Annotated in this window: 17 protein-coding genes and 2 pseudogenes; 16 read left to right on the forward strand and 3 right to left on the reverse strand. The window is 64.6% G+C overall.

Going from position 1 to position 19,201, the window contains the following annotated elements; translation table 11 throughout:
* Positions 1-64: 64 nt before the first annotated feature.
* From secY to AB3L03_RS33935, 9 genes and pseudogenes are all read left to right on the forward strand, one after another.
* Positions 65-1,396 carry a preprotein translocase subunit SecY gene (gene secY, locus AB3L03_RS33895; RefSeq protein WP_007611601.1) on the forward strand — a complete coding sequence of 444 codons (1,332 nt, stop codon included), beginning with the start codon at positions 65-67 and terminating at the stop codon, positions 1,394-1,396.
* Between the two features lie 264 nt (positions 1,397-1,660).
* Positions 1,661-2,542 (forward strand): adenylate kinase, encoded by an 882-nt coding sequence (locus tag AB3L03_RS33900; RefSeq protein ID WP_085351285.1) that lies wholly within the window; start codon positions 1,661-1,663, stop codon positions 2,540-2,542.
* A gap of 187 nt (positions 2,543-2,729) precedes the next feature.
* Positions 2,730-3,098 carry a 30S ribosomal protein S13 gene (rpsM, locus tag AB3L03_RS33905; RefSeq protein ID WP_018456460.1) on the forward strand — a complete coding sequence of 123 codons (369 nt, stop codon included), beginning with the start codon at positions 2,730-2,732 and terminating at the stop codon, positions 3,096-3,098.
* 122 nt (positions 3,099-3,220) lie between these two features.
* On the forward strand, positions 3,221-3,610 hold the full coding sequence (rpsK, locus tag AB3L03_RS33910; protein WP_007603045.1) for a 30S ribosomal protein S11: 390 nt from the start codon (positions 3,221-3,223) through the stop codon (positions 3,608-3,610).
* 111 nt (positions 3,611-3,721) lie between these two features.
* Complete coding sequence (locus AB3L03_RS33915; RefSeq protein ID WP_007603046.1) at positions 3,722-4,753, forward strand: DNA-directed RNA polymerase subunit alpha; 1,032 nt, start codon at positions 3,722-3,724, stop codon at positions 4,751-4,753.
* Between the two features lie 120 nt (positions 4,754-4,873).
* Positions 4,874-5,290, forward strand: a complete 417-nt coding sequence (gene rplQ / locus AB3L03_RS33920; protein ID WP_018456461.1) for a 50S ribosomal protein L17 — start codon at positions 4,874-4,876, stop codon at positions 5,288-5,290.
* 157 nt (positions 5,291-5,447) lie between these two features.
* Positions 5,448-6,236, forward strand: a complete 789-nt coding sequence (locus AB3L03_RS33925; protein WP_085351286.1) for an SDR family NAD(P)-dependent oxidoreductase — start codon at positions 5,448-5,450, stop codon at positions 6,234-6,236.
* A gap of 67 nt (positions 6,237-6,303) precedes the next feature.
* Positions 6,304-6,600, forward strand: coding sequence for a DUF1330 domain-containing protein (locus AB3L03_RS33930; RefSeq protein WP_085351287.1), 297 nt, complete (start codon positions 6,304-6,306; stop codon positions 6,598-6,600).
* Between the two features lie 56 nt (positions 6,601-6,656).
* Positions 6,657-7,978, forward strand: a pseudogene (locus tag AB3L03_RS33935) (chloride channel protein).
* Between the two features lie 9 nt (positions 7,979-7,987).
* Here AB3L03_RS33935 and AB3L03_RS33940 read toward each other — a convergent pair.
* Positions 7,988-9,001 carry a zinc-binding alcohol dehydrogenase family protein gene (locus AB3L03_RS33940; RefSeq protein WP_085360809.1) on the reverse strand — a complete coding sequence of 338 codons (1,014 nt, stop codon included), beginning with the start codon at positions 8,999-9,001 and terminating at the stop codon, positions 7,988-7,990.
* Between the two features lie 81 nt (positions 9,002-9,082).
* On the reverse strand, positions 9,083-10,684 hold the full coding sequence (locus AB3L03_RS33945) for an OprO/OprP family phosphate-selective porin (protein ID WP_085351290.1): 1,602 nt from the start codon (positions 10,682-10,684) through the stop codon (positions 9,083-9,085).
* A gap of 313 nt (positions 10,685-10,997) precedes the next feature.
* Between AB3L03_RS33945 and AB3L03_RS33950 the strand changes: the two genes are divergently transcribed.
* From AB3L03_RS33950 to AB3L03_RS33960, 3 genes are read left to right on the forward strand one after another with little or no spacing between them, the layout of a single operon-like run.
* Positions 10,998-12,404: a DegQ family serine endoprotease gene (locus AB3L03_RS33950; protein ID WP_085384232.1), complete on the forward strand. Its 1,407-nt coding sequence runs from the start codon at positions 10,998-11,000 to the stop codon at positions 12,402-12,404.
* On the forward strand, positions 12,401-13,732 hold the full coding sequence (locus AB3L03_RS33955) for a replication-associated recombination protein A (protein ID WP_085351291.1): 1,332 nt from the start codon (positions 12,401-12,403) through the stop codon (positions 13,730-13,732). The genes AB3L03_RS33950 and AB3L03_RS33955 overlap by 4 nt, the downstream gene beginning before the upstream one ends.
* Positions 13,733-13,788: 56 nt before the next feature.
* The gene (locus AB3L03_RS33960; RefSeq protein ID WP_085351292.1) at positions 13,789-15,003 is read left to right on the forward strand and encodes an RluA family pseudouridine synthase; all 1,215 of its coding nucleotides are present in this window, start codon (positions 13,789-13,791) and stop codon (positions 15,001-15,003) included.
* A 50-nt stretch (positions 15,004-15,053) separates the two neighbouring features.
* Here the strand turns inward: AB3L03_RS33960 and AB3L03_RS33965 are convergent, their stop codons facing one another.
* Positions 15,054-15,500 carry a hypothetical protein gene (locus tag AB3L03_RS33965; RefSeq protein ID WP_085351293.1) on the reverse strand — a complete coding sequence of 149 codons (447 nt, stop codon included), beginning with the start codon at positions 15,498-15,500 and terminating at the stop codon, positions 15,054-15,056.
* 74 nt (positions 15,501-15,574) lie between these two features.
* On the opposite strand from AB3L03_RS33965, the gene AB3L03_RS33970 reads away from it, so the two are divergent.
* From AB3L03_RS33970 to AB3L03_RS33985, 4 genes and pseudogenes are all read left to right on the forward strand, one after another.
* A complete protein-coding gene (locus tag AB3L03_RS33970; RefSeq protein ID WP_368507871.1) occupies positions 15,575-16,369 on the forward strand; it encodes an ATP12 family chaperone protein in 795 nt (264 codons plus the stop codon).
* A gap of 57 nt (positions 16,370-16,426) precedes the next feature.
* Positions 16,427-18,024 (forward strand): annotated as a pseudogene (locus tag AB3L03_RS33975) (flagellar hook-length control protein FliK).
* Positions 18,021-18,281 carry an EscU/YscU/HrcU family type III secretion system export apparatus switch protein gene (locus AB3L03_RS33980; RefSeq protein ID WP_085351295.1) on the forward strand — a complete coding sequence of 87 codons (261 nt, stop codon included), beginning with the start codon at positions 18,021-18,023 and terminating at the stop codon, positions 18,279-18,281. Before AB3L03_RS33975 ends, AB3L03_RS33980 begins: the two are co-directional and overlap by 4 nt.
* A gap of 70 nt (positions 18,282-18,351) precedes the next feature.
* A complete protein-coding gene (locus tag AB3L03_RS33985; RefSeq protein ID WP_085351296.1) occupies positions 18,352-19,170 on the forward strand; it encodes a penicillin-binding transpeptidase domain-containing protein in 819 nt (272 codons plus the stop codon).
* The last annotated feature ends 31 nt before the right edge of the window (positions 19,171-19,201 follow it).

The raw sequence follows: 19,201 nt of genomic DNA on the forward strand, positions 1-19,201 counted from the left end.
GTCCGGTATAATGTAGCCCGGCCGCGGGCATAACGGCGCAATAAGCGGCGGGAGAAAGTCCAAGATGGCCTCTGCAGCGGAACAACTGGCAGCCAATCTCAATTTCGGTGCGTTTGCCAAGGCCGACGAACTGAAGAAGCGCATCTGGTTCACCCTGGGCGCGCTGCTCGTTTATCGGCTCGGGACCTACATCCCGTTGCCCGGCATCGATCCCAACATCTGGGAGCAGGTGTTCCGCTCCCAGGCGGGCGGCATCCTCGGCATGTTCAACATGTTCGCCGGCGGCGGCATTCACCGCATGGCGATCTTTGCGCTGAACATCATGCCGTACATCTCGGCGTCCATCATCATCCAGCTCCTGACCACCGTCTCGCCGCAGCTCGAGGCGCTGAAGAAGGAAGGCGAGTCCGGCCGCAAGCTGCTCAACCAGTACACCCGTTATCTCACGGTGATCCTGGCCGCGTTCCAGTCCTACGGCATTGCGGTGGGCCTCGAAGGCGCCGGCAACGTCGTCAGCGACCCCGGCATGTTCTTCCGCCTGTCCACGGCGATCACGCTGACCGGCGGCACCATGTTCCTGATGTGGCTGGGCGAGCAGATCACGTCGCGCGGCATCGGCAACGGCATCTCCCTGATCATTCTCTCCGGCATCGTCGCCGAGCTGCCCGCGGCGCTCGCCAACATGCTCGAGCTCGGCCGTCAGGGTGCGATGTCGACCGGCCTGATTCTGGTGGTCATCATCATGGCGGTGGCCGTGATCGCCTTCATCGTGTTCGTGGAGCGCGCCCAGCGCCGGCTCTTGATCCAGTATCCGAAGCGCCAGGTCGGCAACAAGATGTTCGAGGGGCAGTCCTCGCATCTGCCGCTTAAGCTCAACACCTCGGGCGTGATCCCGCCGATCTTCGCGTCCTCGCTGCTGCTGCTGCCGACCACGGTTGCGAACTTCAACGCGGGCAGCGGGCCGGAATGGTTCCAGTGGATCAACACCCAGCTCGGCCACGGCCGTCCGCTGTTCCTGATCATGTATCTGGCGCTGATCGTGTTCTTCGCCTTCTTCTACACCGCGATCGTGTTCAATCCGACCGAGACCGCGGACAATCTGAAGAAGCACGGCGGCTTCATTCCGGGTATCCGTCCCGGCGAGCGTACCGCGGAATATATCGACTACGTGCTGTCGCGGATCACCGTGCTCGGCGCGGTGTATCTGGCGATCGTCTGCTTGATTCCGGAAATCCTGATCTCCTACGCGTCGGTGCCGTTCTACTTTGGCGGCACTTCGCTGCTGATCGTCGTCAGCGTCACCATGGATACGGTGGCGCAGGTGCAGGGCTATCTCCTGGCACATCAGTACGAAGGCCTGATCCGGAAGTCGAAGCTGCGCGGCCGCCGCCGTTAAGCGCGGCGTCCCTCGGGCGGCGCGATTGCGCCGCCGATTCGCCGCGCGTGCAATGCGCGCGGACGGCGAGCCGGCCATTCGGTCGCCTCGGCAGAGTCACTCTTCCTGTCGTGCAAGCATTGATCTCAAAGGCTTCTTGGCGTCCGGCCATTTGCTCCCCTATGATATGGGTAGCGGTGCGGCGCTGATTATGATTTGCACTGTAACTGGACTTCAAAACACGGGCGCGCGACGTATCGCGCACCAATCGGGGGGCGTACGCCGATGAGAATTATACTTCTGGGGCCACCGGGATCGGGCAAGGGCACCCAGGCGCAGCTGCTGGTGCAGCGCTATGGCATCGTCCAGCTCTCGACCGGCGAGATGTTGCGTGCAGCGGTGGCGGCCGGAACGCCGGTCGGGCTCAAGGCCAAGGAGATCATGGCCAGCGGCGGTCTCGTGCCAGACGATGTCGTGGTGGGGATCATCTCCGATCGGATCGATCAGCCGGATGCCAAAAACGGTTTCATCCTTGACGGTTTCCCGCGGACCGTGCCGCAGGCCGAGGCGCTGGATGAGCTGCTCAAGCACAAGCACCTCAAGCTCGATGCCGTGATCGAGCTCCGCGTCAACGAAAGCGCGCTCCTGAATCGCGTCGAGACTCGCGTCGCCCAGATGCGCGAGCGCGGGGAAGAGGTCCGGCTCGATGACACCCCGGAGGTCCTGACCAAGCGACTCGCCAGCTACCGCAGCCAGACGGAACCGCTGATTCACTACTATTCCGAGCGGCGCAAGCTCTCGACCATCGACGGCATGATGGCCATCGATGAGGTCACCCGCGCCATCCATCGCCAGCTCCTGGCGCTCGGGGCGGTGGAGCCCAAGACGCATGGCAAGACGCACGCCCGGAGTGCGACAAAGGCGGCCCCGGCCAGAAAGGCCAAGGCGGCGAAGAAATCGGCCAAAAAGCCTGCGAAAGCGGCCAAAAAGGCTGCCAAATCCAGGAAGGCGGCCAAGAAGGCTACGACGGCAGGCAGGAGAATCGTCAAGAAAGCCGCCAAGAAGGCGGGGAAGAAGAAGGCAGCCAAAAAGACCGCCAGGAAGGCTGTCAAGAAAGGTGCCAAAAAGGCCGCAAAAAAGGTCACGAAAAGGCGAGCTAAGCGCTAGCAGCGGTTGACGAAAGCCCCCTGGATCCCCTAATAAGCCCCGCATCCAAGTCGGATAGTTTCAAACGATGCCGGGCCCCAGGAAGACCAGGGGTGGGCGTCGTGTTCGCGTTTGTGAACACCTGCCCGAGAAACCAAGCACTTAAAGCCCGATTCCTGACGAGGGATTGGCGACAGGAGAGAAGGCCGTGGCCCGTATTGCCGGCGTGAACATCCCGACCAACAAGCGCGTGCTGATCGCGCTCCAGTACATCCATGGCATCGGTCAGAAGATCGCCGGTGAGATTCTGGAGAAGGTGAAGATCCCGGTGGATCGTCGCGTCAATCAGCTCAGCGACGCCGAAGTGCTCCAGATCCGCGAAGTGATCGACCGCGACTATATGGTCGAGGGCGATTTGCGTCGTGAGGTCGGCATCAACATCAAGCGTCTGATGGACCTCGGCTGCTATCGCGGCCTGCGCCATCGTCGCGGTCTGCCGGTGCGTGGCCAGCGTACCCACACCAACGCGCGTACGCGCAAGGGTCCGGCCAAGGCCATCGCCGGCAAGAAGAAGTAAGTTTTCGCATCCAATCACGGCGTGTGGCGACCCGGGGATGACCCGTTCGCCACGCGCCTTTCGTTCCACAGGTGTAGCCGCTGGCATTACGGCGGCGTTGAGATCTTCAGGAAAGGTAGTCTATGGGCAAGGAAGCCACCCGCGTTCGTCGTCGTGAGCGCAAGAACATCGCCTCCGGCGTCGCGCACGTGAACTCGTCGTTCAACAACACGACCATCACCATCACCGACGCGCAGGGCAACACGATTGCCTGGTCCTCCGCCGGCACGATGGGCTTCAAGGGCTCGCGCAAGTCGACCCCGTATGCCGCACAGGTTGCCGCCGAGGACGTGTCGAAGAAGGCGCAGGAGCACGGCATGCGCACGCTGGAAGTCGAAGTCGCCGGTCCCGGTTCGGGCCGCGAATCGGCGCTCCGGGCGCTGCAGGCCGCGGGCTTCACCGTCACCTCGATCCGCGACGTGACCACGATCCCGCACAACGGTTGCCGTCCCCGTAAGCGTCGGCGCGTTTGATACCAGATTGCGGGCGCATTGGCGCCCGCGATGATTTTTTGCAAAGCCGTGGAAATGATCTGCGGCCTTTCTCCAACGCCAGTGCCTGCAACAGCAGTCTGACTGGCCTGTATGGGTGAAACAGTGACGATCCAGAAAAATTGGCAAGAACTGATTCGGCCGAACAAGCTGCAGGTACAGCCCGGCAGCGATCCGACCCGTTTCGCGACCATCGTCGCCGAACCGCTCGAGCGCGGCTTCGGCCAGACGCTCGGCAACGCGCTACGCCGCATCCTGCTGTCCTCGCTCCAGGGCGCGGCAGTGCAGTCGGTGCACATCGACGGCGTGCTGCACGAGTTCTCCTCGATCGCGGGCGTCCGTGAGGACGTCACCGACATCGTGCTCAACATCAAGGACATCTCGATCAAGATGCAGGGCGAAGGCCCCAAGCGCATGGTCGTCAAGAAGTCCGGACCGGGCGTCGTCACCGCCGGCGACATCCAGACCGTGGGCGACGTCGTCGTGCTCAATCCCGACCTGCAGATCTGCACGCTCGATGAGGGCGCCGAGATCCGCATGGAGTTCACGGTCGCAACCGGCAAGGGCTACGTTCCCGCCGAGCGCAACCGCCCCGAGGACGCACCGATCGGCCTGATCCCGGTCGACAGCCTGTACTCGCCGGTCCGCAAGGTCTCCTACAAGGTCGAGAACACCCGCGAGGGCCAGATCCTCGATTACGACAAGCTGACCATGACGATCGAGACCAACGGCGCACTGACGCCGGATGATTCCGTGGCCTACGCGGCGCGCATCCTGCAGGATCAGCTCAACGTGTTCGTCAACTTCGAAGAGCCGCGCAAGGAAGTCGCCCAGGAGATCATCCCGGACCTCGCCTTCAACCCGGCCTTCCTCAAGAAGGTGGACGAGCTCGAGCTGTCGGTGCGCTCGGCCAATTGCTTGAAGAACGACAACATCGTCTACATCGGCGACCTCGTGCAGAAGAGCGAAGCGGAAATGCTCCGCACTCCGAACTTCGGCCGCAAGTCTCTGAACGAGATCAAGGAAGTGCTGGCCCAAATGGGTCTGCACCTCGGCATGGAAGTGCCGGGCTGGCCGCCGGAGAACATCGACGAGCTCGCCAAGCGCTTCGAGGATCACTACTGATCCGAACGACAACAGGCTGAGGCGCGAATTCATCGCGCCTTAGCGGGCGAACGCAGGCAGCCCACCTGAGCAACTGGTCCGACGAACCGTCGCGACGAATGAAATTCAAGGAATAGATAAATGCGTCACGGCAAGGTTCATCGCAAGCTCAACCGCACCGCTGAGCATCGCCGCGCGATGTTCGCCAACATGTGCGCCGCGCTGATCAAGCACGAGCAGATCGTCACCACGCTGCCGAAGGCGAAGGAATTGCGTCCGATCGTCGAGAAGCTGATTACCCTCGGCAAGAAGGGCGGGCTGGCCATGCGCCGTCAGGCCATCTCGGAGATGCGTGACAAGGATCAGGTCAGGAAGCTGTTCGACACGCTCGCGCCCCGCTACAAGGATCGCCAGGGTGGCTACACCCGCATCATCAAGGCCGGCTTCCGCTACGGCGACAACGCCCCGATGGCCGTGATCGAGTTTGTCGATCGTGATGTCGATGCCAAGGGCCTGGATTCCGGTCCGGTGCAGGAAAAGGAAGCCGAGGCGGCGTAAGCCGACCGGCAGAGTTTTCAGAAAGCGGCGCCTTCGGGCGCCGCTTTTTTATTGGCCGTCCTGTTGGTTACGTCCCGCTCCTCACGCGTCGGTGAGTGCCGATTGCTATCGTGCCGGCAGCGCCCAATATCTCCGCAAGCATCAACGGAGATCACGCATGAACATCGACCTATCCGGAAAGACCGCTCTCGTCACCGGCTCGACTGCCGGCATCGGCCACGCCATCGCCAAGGGCCTTGCCGGCTCGGGTGCGAGCGTCGTGATCAACGGACGCGGCCAGGACAAGGTCGATGCGGCCGTGCGCAAGCTGGAAGGGGCGGGCGGAAAGGTCCGCGGCATCGCCGCCGACGTCTCGACCGCGGCGGGCTGCAAGGCGCTGGCCGCGGCGCTGCCAGACGTCGACATCCTCATCAACAATGCCGGCATCTTCGAGCCGAGGGACTTTTTCGACATTCCGGACGAGGACTGGAGCCGCTTTTTCGAGGTCAACGTGATGAGCGGCGTGCGTCTCTCGCGTGCGTATATGAAAGGCATGCTCAAGCGCAACTGGGGCCGAATCGTCTTCATCTCCTCGGAGTCCGGGCTCAACATTCCCGTCGAGATGATCCACTACGGCATGAGCAAGACGGCGCAGCTCTCGGTCGCGCGGGGCCTGGCGCAGCTCACACGGGGCACCGGCGTCACCGTCAATTCCGTGCTGCCGGGCCCGACAATGTCGGAGGGCGTCGAGACGTTCGTGAAGGATCTTGCCAAGCAGAACGGCCAGTCGGTCGATGAGGCCGCGGCCAATTTCGTCAAACAACATCGCCCAAGCTCGCTGCTCCAGCGCTTCGCCAGCGTCGATGAGATCGCCAACATGGTGGTTTATGCGGCTTCGAAGGAAGCGTCCGCGACCAACGGTGCGGCGCTGCGCGCGGAGGGCGGCATCGTCAACACGATTGCCTAGAGCATGATCCGGAAAAGTGTGACGCGGTTTTCCGAAAAGATCATGCTCAAAACAAAAGGATCAACTCATGCCGGCCTATGTGATTTCGGAGGTCGAGGCGCGCGATCAAGCCACGATGGAAGCCTATCGCGAGCTGGCCGCGGCAACCATCGCTCAATATGGCGGCCGCTATCTCGTGCGTGGTGGCGCCACTGAGGTGGTGGAGGGCGGTCCGCGGCCCAAGACCATCATCATCGTGGAGTTCCCATCGATGGCGCGGGCGCAGGAATGGTACGCGTCGGCGGAATATGCCGAAGCGCTGAAGCTGCGGCAGGCGGCGCTGGAGCGACGGTTGATGTTCGTCGAGGGCGTGGTTCCAGTCTAGCTGGTCTGCTCGATAGCCCCTTCAATTCGCGGCGGGACCGGCTAAACCTCGATTTTATGCTCTGGCCCCTGTCGACCCGCCACAAACGCCTGTTCAGGCTGACATCCGCGCGATGGCAGCGGCGGGCGATCTTCGTGCTCGGTGGGATCGGGGTTGGCGCCGCGGCGGTGGCGCTGGCGCAACTCGCCGATCTCGCCCAGCACGCCTTCACGCTGCTGTTGGCCAAGTCGCGCTACGCCGTGCTCGCGGTGACACCTCTCGGCTTCATGCTCTCGGCGTATCTGACCATCCGGCTGTTCCCGAATGCACAGGGCAGCGGCATTCCCCAAGCGATCGCTGCGCGGCATCTGACCGACCAGGCGGCGCGCGAGAGCCTGGTCTCGATCCAGATCGCGATCGGAAAGGTGATCCTCACCTTGTTCGGCCTGCTGTGCGGCGGCTCCGTCGGCCGGGAAGGACCGAGCGTTCAAGTCGGCGCTTCCATCATGTTCGCGCTCGGCCGCGTCTCGCCACGCCGCCAGCCCGGATTAATCCTGGCCGGCGCGGCCGCCGGCGTCGCGGCCGCCTTCAACACACCGCTGGCGGGGATCGTCTTCGGCATCGAGGAGATGAGCCGTGCTTTCGAGACGCGCACCAGCAGTCTCATTATCGCGGCGGTGATAGCGGCCGGCCTGACCTCGCTCGCGCTGATGGGCAACTACGCCTATTTCGGCAGCAGTGCGACGGCGCTGGCCCCCGGCGTCGACTGGCTGGCGGTTCCGGTGTGCGGCGTGGTCGGCGGTTTGGCTGGCGGCATCTTCAGCCGTATCGTCATCGTGATGGCGCGCGGCTTCGCCCATCCGCTAGGGCGTTCGGTCAAGGGCCACCCCTTGTGGTTTGCGCTCGTGTGCGGCTTCGCAGTCGCGATCTGCGGCATTGTCTCCGGCGATACGATCTATGGCACAGGCTACCAGCAGGTAAAGACGGCCCTGGAGCAGGGCGCACCACTGCCGCAGGACTTCGGCATCCTCAAGCTTCTCGCCACCACCTTCGCGGCAATCAGTGGCATACCCGGCGGAATTTTTCGCCGTCACTCGCCGTTGGAGCCGGCCTCGGCAGCAATATCGCGTCCTTCTTCCACGACGCTCCGCTCGGTGCGATCATGTTGCTCGGCATGGTCTCCTATTTTGCCGGTGTGGTGCAGGCGCCGATCACCGCTTTCGTCATCGTGACCGAGATGACCGACAACCACGCCATGGTGGTGCCGTTGATGGCCGCCGCCCTGATTGCACATGCCACATCGCGGATGATCTGCGAGGAAGGGATCTACCACGCGCTCGCGAAGGGCTTTATCGAGCGGGCGACGCGTCCGCCTCAGACGAATGCGGCGCCCTCTTGAGCCTTCGGCCTACCACCCCTCCAGCACGATCTTACCGCGCGACTTGCCGCTCTCCAAGAGCGCGTGCGCGCGCTTGAGATTGGTCGCGCTGATTGTGCCAAAGGTCTGGTCGAGCGTCGTGCGCAAGACGCCCTTGTCGATGAGGTCGGCGACATCGTTGAGCAGATGATGCTGCGCGATCATGTCGGCGGTCTGGAACGAGGAGCGCGTGAACATCGATTCCCAATGCACCGAGATTGCCTTGCCCTTGAACGCGCTCACAGTGAATTCCGGGGGATCGTCGATCAGGCCGAACTTGCCCTGCGGCGCCATGAAGTCGGCAATGCTCTTGTAGTGCTGGTCGGTGAAGGTGAGGCTCGCCACCAGCGCGACCGGCGGCAGCTTGAGCTTCTCGATCTGCTCCTTCATCGGTTGGCCGTGGTCGATCACCGCATGGGCGCCGAGATCGAGGCACCATTTTTGCGACTCCGGCCGCGTCGCGGTCGCGACCACCGTCAGCCCGGTGAGGCGGCGGGCGAGCTGGATCAGGATCGAGCCGACACCGCCGGCGCCGCCGGTGATCAAGAGCGTGCGCGGATCGACAATCTTGCCGGGCACCGCACCAAGCCGATCGAACAACAGCTCCCAGGCGGTGATGGAGGTGAGGGGAAGAGCCGCGGCCTGCGCGAACGACAGGCTCTTCGGCTTGTTGCCGACGATGCGCTCGTCGACAAGGTGGAATTCTGAATTGGTGCCCTGGCGCAGGATCGAGCCGGCGTAAAATACCTCGTCGCCCGGCTTGAACAGCGTGACGTCGGGACCGACGGCGTCGACCACGCCGGCCGCGTCATAGCCCAGAATCTTCGTCTCGCCCTCGGGCGGAGCGGCGCGCTTGCGCACCTTGTAGTCGACCGGGTTGGCCGAGATCGCCTTTACGGCGACACGGATATCACGGCCCTTGGGTTCGGGCTTGGCGGTCTCGAAATCGAACAGCGCGTCCTGATCCTCGATCGGAAGCGATTTCTTGTAGCCGACGGCCTTCATGGCTTGTCTCCTTCGATAGTGTTGCAGGTGCTGGGTCCCGGGTTCGCGTTTTTTGCGCGCCCCCGGGACGACAGGCGAGACCTAGAACGCGAACTGCGTCCGCATCGCGACCGCATCGAACTTCGAGCCGACATCGGCGGTCGAGACCGGCGAGGCCTGCCTCGATACCGTGCCATGCAGATAGTCCAGCATGAAACGGACGTTGCCGTTGACGTACCAGTTCAGCGCCGCGGTGTAGACGGTCTGCCGGCCGCCCGCGATGCCGGTGGCGGTCCCGAGCTGATCGTTGAGGTCGATCGTGGAGAAGCGTCCCGCGACTTCCCACGCGCCCCAGCCGCCGCCCTCGAGCGAGAACGGGTGCGCCGGCTTGACGCCGCCATAGGCCGCATTCGCCGCATTGTAGCTGCGACCCTCGCCCGTCAGCACGTAACCGGCCTGCGCGTAGCCGCCCTGGAATTTGAGGCTCGGCGCACCCAGCGGCGGCAGGCCGGTATTGGCGCTGCGATCGATGTTGTACCAGAAATACTCGCCTTGCAGCATCAATGGCCCATAGGTGGCGGCCGCTTCGACGCTGTAGACCTGCGCGCCGGAGGCATTGGCGATTGCGCCGGTCGTGGCCAGTGCCGTCGGATCGATGCGCAGTTCCGGACGATCGTTAAGCGTCACCGTCTGCGCACCCGTCACCATGTTGCGCGACGGCTGGATCAGCCATTCGGCATTGCCGCCAAGATGCAGCGAGTAATCCTTGCCGCTGACGGCCTGGCCCGCAACGCGGGCGACGGCGCCATACTGCTCGGAGGCACCGTTCGGTGCTGCGCTCGACGCCGAATGGATCGCGCCGGTCGAGGGCCCCGTGACATAGCCGCCGATCCAGAGCTGGTCGTTGTACCAGCGCGTGCCGACAGCCGAGCGGAAGTCGCCCGCGGCGATGCTGGTGGCGACGATGCCGGCCGAGGCGCGCTCCATGAACATGATGTCGTTGGAGCTCGTGGCTTCATCGAGAGTGTAGGGCAGGTCCATGATGCCGCCTTCGATGGCCATCTTACCGCCGAACGGTTTCAGGCCGGTATAGCTGAGATAGGCGTTCTCGACGCCGGAGACGCCGCCGCCGGGCAGCGAACCCGGAGCTGCGCCGCCAAACCCATCGGAGGAGCCGCCGAAGTCGTAGACCAGCGCGAAATTCCAGTCGTTGAAGAACTTGCCGGCGAGACCGATGCGCGCGCGGCGGACATTCTCGCCGCTATCGAGTTTCTGCGGCACGGTTGCGGCCGTGTTGGGCCGATAGTCGTAGCCGCCGACGTCCCAATGCACGCGACCTGTGATCCCGACGCAGTTTACCCCATCGGCAGTGCAGATGGTCGGCCGGTTGTTCGGCATCGTCACGACAACGCCGGAGGCAGGCGCCGGTCCCTTGAGCGGGATCGCCGCGTTGGCGTTGGCGACGACGGCCTTCGCTTCGGACCGCGCCTCAGCTTTCGCCTCAAGCCTGGCCTTCGCCGTGGCCGCGGTATTCGCTGCGGTCTGGCTCTGGAGCTTGTCGAGCTTCTGCTCCAGCATTTTCAACTGCTGCTTCAGGAGCGCGATCTCCTGCTCGCTGCTGCTGGCCGATTGGGCCTGGGCATGCGGGGCCGCCAGTGCGGCGGCGAGACCAATCGCCGTGGCTGCAATTCTTGTCCTGCTCACGTCATGACTCCATCGTTTGACGAACTTCCCCAAAGTCGCTGGCGGAGAGCCTAGGTGTGATCGATGACTACCCCGCGACGCCGCGTCTGGTTGTGCGGTTCCCACTGGTGTAAATTCGCCGCAACCGAATCCGCGTTGCACCACCATGCAAGATGACGCACATCATGCCAATCGGCAGCCCCGGCAAATTGCCATTTCGCACGCAGAGCTTGCAGGCTGGACACACCAAAAAGGGGGTCGAATAGGCCGCCGGGCGCCCTTCTATTGGGGGGCGAACGCGCCTATATTCCGGCGTCTTTTCCAAGAGGTAGGAATGTTTCGATCGACCTGGACCGCCGTCGTCACGGCACTGTGCATAGCCTTTTCGGCCAACTTCAATCCGGCCGCCGCGCAAGACCGCCGCGTGCCGTCCTCGCCCGCCGAACTGCGGCTGTCCTATGCGCCGATCGTGCAGCGGGTGCAGCCGGCGGTCGTCAACGTCTATGCTGCCAAGGTGGTGCAGAACCGCAACCCCCTGCTCGACGACCCGATATTCCGCCGCTTCTTCGGCGTGCCCGGCCAGCAGCAGGAGCAGGTGCAGCGCTCGCTTGGTTCGGGCGTGATCGTCGATGCGTCCGGGCTCGTCGTCACCAACGTCCACGTCATTGAAGGCGCCGACCAGGTCAAGGTGTCGCTGTCGGACAAGCGCGAGTTCGAGGCCGAGATCGTGCTGAAGGACTCTCGCAGCGATCTCGCGGTGCTGCGTCTGAAGGACACCAAGGAGAAGTTTCCGGCACTCGAATTCACCAATTCAGACGAGCTGATGGTCGGCGACGTCGTGATGGCGATCGGCAATCCCTTCGGCGTGGGCCAGACCGTCACCCACGGCATCATCTCGGCCTTGGCGCGCACGCAGGTCGGCATCACCGACTACCAGTTCTTCATCCAGACCGACGCGGCGATCAATCCCGGCAATTCCGGCGGCGCGCTGGTCGACATGAACGGCAGGCTCGCGGGCATCAACACCGCGATCTATTCGCGCTCCGGCGGCTCGCAGGGCATCGGCTTCGCGATCCCCGCCAACATGGTGCGCGTCGTCGTCGCCTCCGCCAAGGGCGGCGGCAAAGCGGTGAAGCGGCCCTGGTTAGGGGCGAAATTGCAGGCGGTGACGCCGGAGATCGCCGAGAGCCTCGGGCTGCGTTCGCCGACCGGTGCGCTGGTCGCAAGCGTCGTTCCGAACGGACCGGCGGCCAAGGCCGGGCTGAAATCCTCCGACCTGATCGTCTCGATCGACGGCCAGACGGTGGATGATCCCAACGCCTTCGACTATCGCTTCGCCACACGGCCGCTCGGCGGCACGGCGCAGATCGACGTGCAGCGCGGCGGCAAGCCGGTCAAGCTGACGGTGGCGCTGGACGCCGCGCCCGATACCGGCCGCAACGAGCTCGTCATCACCGCGCGCTCGCCTCTCCAAGGTGCGAAGGTCTCGACCATCACCCCCGCGCTCGCCGACGAGCTGCATCTGGACGCCGATACCGAAGGCGTCGTGGTCACCGATCTCGGGGGCGACAGCGCGGCGGCGAATGTCGGCTTCCAGAAGGGCGACGTTATCCTGGCGGTCAACAACCAAAAGATCAGCAAGACCAGCGACCTCGAAAACGCGGCGGCCGAGCGCCAGCGGATCTGGCGCATCACGCTGGTGCGCGGCGGCCAGCAGATCAACGTCACGCTGGGCGGATGAGTCCGAAACGACCACAGGGGACGCCAACTCTCTTCGCCGCGGCGGGGCTCGATCACGAGGCTCCGCATCCGCTGCCGGATCGGCTGCGGCCGCGCGCGCTCTCGGAGGTCGTCGGCCAGGATCACATCCTGGGTCCCGACGGCGCGCTGACGCGCATGCTGGAGACGCGCACGCTAGGCTCGCTGGTGTTCTGGGGCCCGCCCGGCACCGGCAAGACCACGGTCGCGCGGCTGCTCGCGGACGCCACGGATTTGCATTTCGAGCAGATCTCCGCGGTGTTCTCCGGCGTCGCCGATTTGAAGAAGGCCTTTGAGGCCGCGCGTGCACGCCGCGAGATGGGCAAGGGCACGCTGCTGTTCGTCGACGAGGTGCATCGCTTCAACCGCGCCCAGCAGGATTCCTTTCTGCCCGTCATGGAAGACGGCACGGTGGTGATGGTCGGCGCCACCACCGAAAATCCGTCCTTCGAGCTCAACGCGGCGCTTCTGTCCCGCGCGCGTGTGCTGGTGTTTCGCTCGCTCGACGCGGCCGCGATCGAAAAGCTGTTTGCGCATGCCGAGGAGGTCGAGGGCCGCAAGCTGCCGCTCGACGAGGAAGCGCGCGCCGTGCTGGTGCGCATGGCCGATGGCGACGGCCGCGCGTCGCTGACGCTCGTCGAGGAAGTCTGGCGCGCCGCGCGCAAGGACGAGATTTTCGACGCCGCGCAATTGCAGGAGATATTGCAGCGCCGCGCGCCGATCTACGACAAGTCGGCAGACGGCCATTACAATTTGATCTCGGCGCTGCATAAGTCAGTGCGGGGCTCCGATCCCGATGCCGCGCTGTATTATCTCGCGCGCATGCTCGATGCCGGCGAGGATCCGCTGTTTCTGGCCCGCCGCGTCGTGCGCATGGCGGTCGAGGATATCGGGCTTGCCGATCCGCAGGCGCTCGTCATCGCCAACGCAGCCAAGGACGCTTTCGACTTCCTCGGTCATCCCGAGGGCGAGCTCGCGATCGCGCAGGCGGTGGTCTATCTCGCCACCGCGCCAAAATCGAACGCCGTCTACACCGCCTTCGGCAAGGCAATGCAGGTCGCAAAGCAGGCCGGCTCGCTGCTGCCGCCGAAACATATCCTCAACTCGCCGACCAAGCTGATGAAGTCGGAAGGCTACGGCGCATCTTACGAATACGACCACGACACGCCCGACGCCTTCTCCGGCCAGGATTATTTCCCGGAAGCCCTGGGCCGCCAGACCTTCTACGACCCGCCCGATCGCGGGTTCGAGCGGGAGATCAGGAAGCGGCTGGATTATTGGGCCAAGTTGCGCAAGGAGCGGGGTGGCTGAAGCCAAAATCGCCATTTCGCCGTGACGTGAGGCCGGTTTTGAGCTAGGCAGGCACCATGAGCCGCCGCATCAAAAGAACCGATCCAAAGCCCCGTTCGCGCGACGAGCGCAAGGAGGCGCGCCCGTTCAAGGCGCGCAGCGCGAAGCCTGCTGGGCTGCGGCCGGGCGGCAAGCCGGGCGCGAAGGCGCCGCGCTTTGCGAGCGAGCGCGTCGAGCGGCGCGCGCCCAAAGCTGAACCAGAAAAGGCTGCACCGGCAAAGCCCGTCGAGGCATTGCTGCCGACCAAGGTGCAGACCGTCAAGGTGACGGCCGACGAGAACAACATGCGCGTCGATCGCTTCCTTGAAGCGCACTTTCCCGGCCTGTCGTTCTCCCACATTCAGCGCGTCGTTCGCAAAGGCGAGCTGCGCGTCGACGGCAAGCGCGTCGACAGCAAGGATCGGCTGGAGGAGGGCCAGAGCGTCCGGATTCCGCCGCTGAAGCTCGACACGCCGAAGGCACCCAATCCGCAGTCGGAGGCGGCGCAAAAGACACTTGCGGCGCTGAAGGAGATGACGATTTACGAGGACGACGACGTTCTCGTGCTGAACAAGCCGGCCGGACTTGCCGTGCAGGGCGGTTCGGGCATGACCCGACACATCGACCAGATGCTGGAGGTGATGCGCGATTCGAAGGGCCAGAAGCCGCGCCTCGTGCACCGCATCGACAGGGAGACGTCGGGCTGTCTCCTGGTCGCCAAGACCCGCTTTGCCGCCTCGCATCTGACCGGCGCGTTCCGGTCGCGTTCGGCGCGAAAAACCTATTGGGCGCTGGTGCCCGGGCTACCGAAGCCGAAGCAGGGCCGCATCTCGACATTCCTTGCCAAGGAGGAGAGCGAGGACGACACCATCATGCGCATCGCCCAGCATGGCGACGAGGGCGCAAGCCACGCTGTCACGTACTATGCGGTGGTCGAGACCGCCGGCAACAAGCTGACCTGGGTGTCGCTGAAGCCGGTGACGGGGCGCACCCACCAGCTGCGCGCCCACATGGAACATATCGGCCACCCCATCGTCGGCGATCCCAAATATTTCAACATCGAGAACTGGCAACTGCCGGGCGGCCTGCAAAACCGGCTGCACCTGCTGGCGCGCCGCATTGTCATCCCGCATCCCCGCGGCGGCTTCATTGATGCGACCGCGCCGCTGCCGCAGCACATGCAGCAGTCATGGAACCTGCTCGGGCTCGATGCGAGCCGGTTTGATCCGATCGAGAACGCGCCGGAAGAGTAATTGAGTTTGCAATCGGGTTGCTTCGCTGCGCTCCGAATAATGAAGCCCGCTCAATTCCGAAACTGCTCTAGAAACGTCCGCAGGCTATCGTGCGGGCTCTCGACATCCGTGATCAACCAGCCCTCGGGCCCGCTGACCAGGATGAAGTTCAGAGTCACCGGCCGGCCGCGGTTGTCGAAATTCGCCGCGACATAGGTCTTGTCGTATTGCCTGCGAATGACCGCGATCGCGACCGGGCCGAGCTTCCAGCTCGGGCTCTGCACCAGGAAATCGTAGGGCTCGACCCGCGGCGCGGACCACACCTTGCGCAAAGAGGGGGCGAAGAATTGCCGGGCGGTGGCGCCATCCTGCGGCAGGCCTTTTGAGAGCTCCGGCGCGCCCTGGCCGTAATGAGCGTAGACGTTGCGGACCACCGATTCCGGAGTCCGAAAGCCGCCCTGCGCCGCGGCCGGCCAAAACCCGGCGACCAGAGCCACAATGCCCGCAAGTTCCCTCATACCTGCCGCTCGCTTTATCGGTCGTCGCTCTTACCTTACAAGCCTAGCATTGAGTGATCAGGGCCGAAAACCAGATGCGCGAATTGTTCGATGAAGCTGCGGGGCGATCCCCGCTTGATCCGCAGGAGTTGGTCCGCCAGGCCTCGCGCGTGCCGCTGCGCAAGCGCTTCTACAAGGAGGTGGGGGTCGCTGAGGCTGAGGGCGGCTTTGCCATCACGCTTGACGGCAAGGCGATCCGCACGCCGTCCGGCCGCCAGGTGATCATCCCTGCGCGCGTGCTAGCCGACGCAGTGGCTGCCGAGTGGGCGGATCAGAAAGAGACGATCAATCCCATGACGATGCCGCTGACGCGGATCGCCAATAGCGTGGTCGAGGGCGTCGTCGACTGCGTCGATCTCGTCAGCGACGACCTCGCAAAGTATCTCCAGTCCGATCTGCTGTTCTATCGCGCCGGCCATCCCGAGGGGCTCGTCGCCCGCGAGGCCGCGCATTGGGACCCAGTGTTGTTCTGGGCCGCTGAGACGCTGGGAGCGCATTTCATCCTGTCCGAAGGCGTCATGCCTGTAACGCAGCCGGAGGCGGGCGTCCAGGCCGCGCGTGCGGCGCTGCCGGGGGATGCCTGGTCGGTCGCCGCCCTCCACGTGATCACCACCCTGACCGGCTCGGCCCTGCTGGCGCTGGCGCTGGCCCATGGCGTGCGCGATGCCGGCCAGGTCTGGGCGGCGGCTTATGTCGATGAGGACTGGAATGCCGAGAAATGGGGAGTCGACGAGGAAGCCGCCAGCCGCCGCGCCGCCCGCCTCAAGGACTTTCATGCCGCCGTGACCGTTTTGGCCGCTGTGAACGCGCCCGCGGCCAAAGGTCCTTAACGAGAGGTTTACGAGGGCGGCCTTAGGGTAGGGCCTACGCTCCCCAGGCCCCTCGCTATGCCGACGCCGATAAGCTCGATCGTTCCCGTCAGTGCCGCCAGCCCTGTTGCTGACGCGGTGACGCCCGATCTTGTGCTGCAGGCCGGCAGCGTCGTCGACGCAAGAGTCGTCAGCGTGCTCGCCGATAATCTGGTGCGGATCGCGATCGCCAACCTGTCGATGGATGTGATGTCCGAGGTGGCGCTGGCACCAGGCCAAAATCTCCAGCTTGCGGTGTCGCAGAACGGCGGCACCATCCGGCTCGCCGTCATGGGCGGGGCAGGCGAGGCGAGCGCCGATCAGGTCACGCTGACGCCGGCTGCGGCCTCGCTGGTTGACAGCCCGCCGATTGCTCCGTCGGCGAGCGCGGGACGCAACGTGCTGACGCCATCGGAGCAGGTCGCCGTTACCGCAGCTTCGGCCGAGGCGGTCACAAAGCAGGGCAGCCAGGCGCCGCTGTTCGCCAATCTGGCCGCGGTCGTCACCGGCAGCGATCTTCCGGCGGGGCTGAAGCAGGCAATGCTGGGCGTGCTGGCGCAGCAGACGCCGCTCAACACCGGGCTCGATGGCGGCGACATTGAATCCGCATTCCAAAATCCGGCCTATTCCTCGAAGCCTCGCTCGCCGAGGGCGCGACGTCGTCCTCCGGCACGATGCCGGACCTGAAGGCGGCATTGCTGGTGCTGCGCCAAACGCTGACGACGCTCGAGGCGATTGCGCCACAGGCGCAAGGTGCCGCGCTTCCGGCTGGTACCGTGGCGACACCGCAGCTCACTGCCGCGGAGACGCAGGCCGCATTGCCCGCAACCGAACCCGAGATCGCCCAATCACCGGAAATGCCGCGCAGCGTCAATATCGCAGCCTCTGTGTTGGCGGACATCGCTGGCGGTGCTCCGCAGGCCGCGGTGCCGCGGGCCATGACCGCAGGCCTTGCCGCGAGCCTCCTGCAAGAGATCACGCAAAGCCTGCCGCGAATGACGGGAAACGTGCCGGGCTCGAACAAGGCCGTACCCGAGGGACATATTTTCGAAGCCGCCGCGCGCGCGACGCCACCACCGGTTCGCGGCGCGCTGCCGTCGCCGCAATTCATTGCCTCGCCGTCACTCGTACCGGATACGCCGCTCGCTGCGACCGTGCATCGCCTGCTCGATGACACCGATGCCGCTCTCGCGCGCCAGACGTTGCTCCAGGTTGCTTCGCTCCCCGATCGCACCGACGCCAGCGGTCACAAGATTGATCCGAGCGTGCCGCAGTGGAATTTCGAGATTCCATTCGCAACGCCGCAGGGCACGGCAATGGCGCAGTTCGAGATCTCGCGCGACGGCGGCAATGAATCCGCCGATCCCGCCAGGCGCGCCTGGCGCGCGCGCTTCACGCTGAATGTCCAGCCGGCCGGCCCCGTGCACGCTTTGATTACGCTCAACGGTGACAAGACCTTCGTGCGGATGTGGGCGGAGCGGCCGACGACCGCACAGCAGCTTCGCGCCGGAATCGGCGAGCTCAACCAGGCACTGACCAGGGCCGAGCTCAAGCCCGGCGACATCCTGGTCCGCGATGGCACGCCGCCACAGCCCGCACCGGCCCGCGCCGGCCACTTTCTGGATCGCGCTACATGAGCGACCCGTCGAAGCTTGCGATTGCGCTGCATTACGAGAGGGGCAGCAACGCGCCGGTCGTCGTCGCCAAGGGCAAGGGCACGATCGGCGAAAAAATCGTCGAGATCGCCAAGGCCAACGACATCCCGATCGAGGAGAACGAGATCCTGGCCGGTGCGCTCTCCAAGGTCGAACTCGGCGAGGAGATCCCGCCGGACCTCTACAAGGCCGTCGCCGAGGTGCTGGTGTTCGTGCTGCGGCTGTCGGGCAGGCGGTAGCTGTCATCGTTTCACCACGTTAGCGGCTGCATGGTCGCGGGCCATCTTCATCGCGTAACGGACATCGCCAGTGCTTACCCGCCGTTCCACTCTCGGCCTTCTCGCCGCAACCGCGATCCTGCCATCGCGTGCATTCGCTCACGTCGCGCCACCGCGAAATGAAATCCGTGACAGCCTCGCAAAGCGCTTCACTGACCTCGGCACGGCGGGGACGTTCGTCGGCTACAAGGTCGAGGACTATCTGGTCGTCGCCAGCGACAAGGAACGTTCGGGCGAGGCGAAGCTGCCGGCTTCGACCTTCAAGATTCCGAACTCGTTGATTGCGCTCGAAACCGGCGTGGTCACTGACCCCGACAAGGACGTATTTCCCTGGGACGGCGTGAAGCGTCCGATCGAGGCCTGGAACAAGGACCACACGCTGCGCAGCGCGATTCTCGTCAGCGCGGTGCCGGTCTATCAGGAGATCGCGCGCCGGATCGGGCAAGAACGCATGCAAAAGTACGTCGATCTGTTCGACTATGGCAATCGCGACATCGGCGGCGGCATCGACCAGTTCTGGCTCACCGGCGCCTTGCGCATCGATCCGGTCGAGCAGGTCGATTTCATCGACCGGCTGCGCCGCCGCGCACTGCCGATCTCGAAACGCAGCCAGGATCTCGTCGCTGACATCCTGCCGGTGACCAAGGTCGGCGATAGCGTCATTCGCGCCAAGTCCGGGCTGCTTGGCGCCGAGCGCGGCGAGCCATCGCTTGGCTGGATGGTGGGCTGGGCCGAGAAGGGCGAAGCGCGCACCGTGTTCGCGCTCAACATGGACTGCAAGGAGCCGCGCCTGGTCGGAGAGCGCATGCCGCTGACGCAAGCCTGCCTTGCCGAGATCGGCGCTATCTAGCGATACCGCGCTGGCGCCGCTCGACTAGCAT

The sequence above is a fragment of the Bradyrhizobium lupini genome (assembly GCF_040939785.1).
Lineage (GTDB): Bacteria > Pseudomonadota > Alphaproteobacteria > Rhizobiales > Xanthobacteraceae > Bradyrhizobium > Bradyrhizobium canariense_D.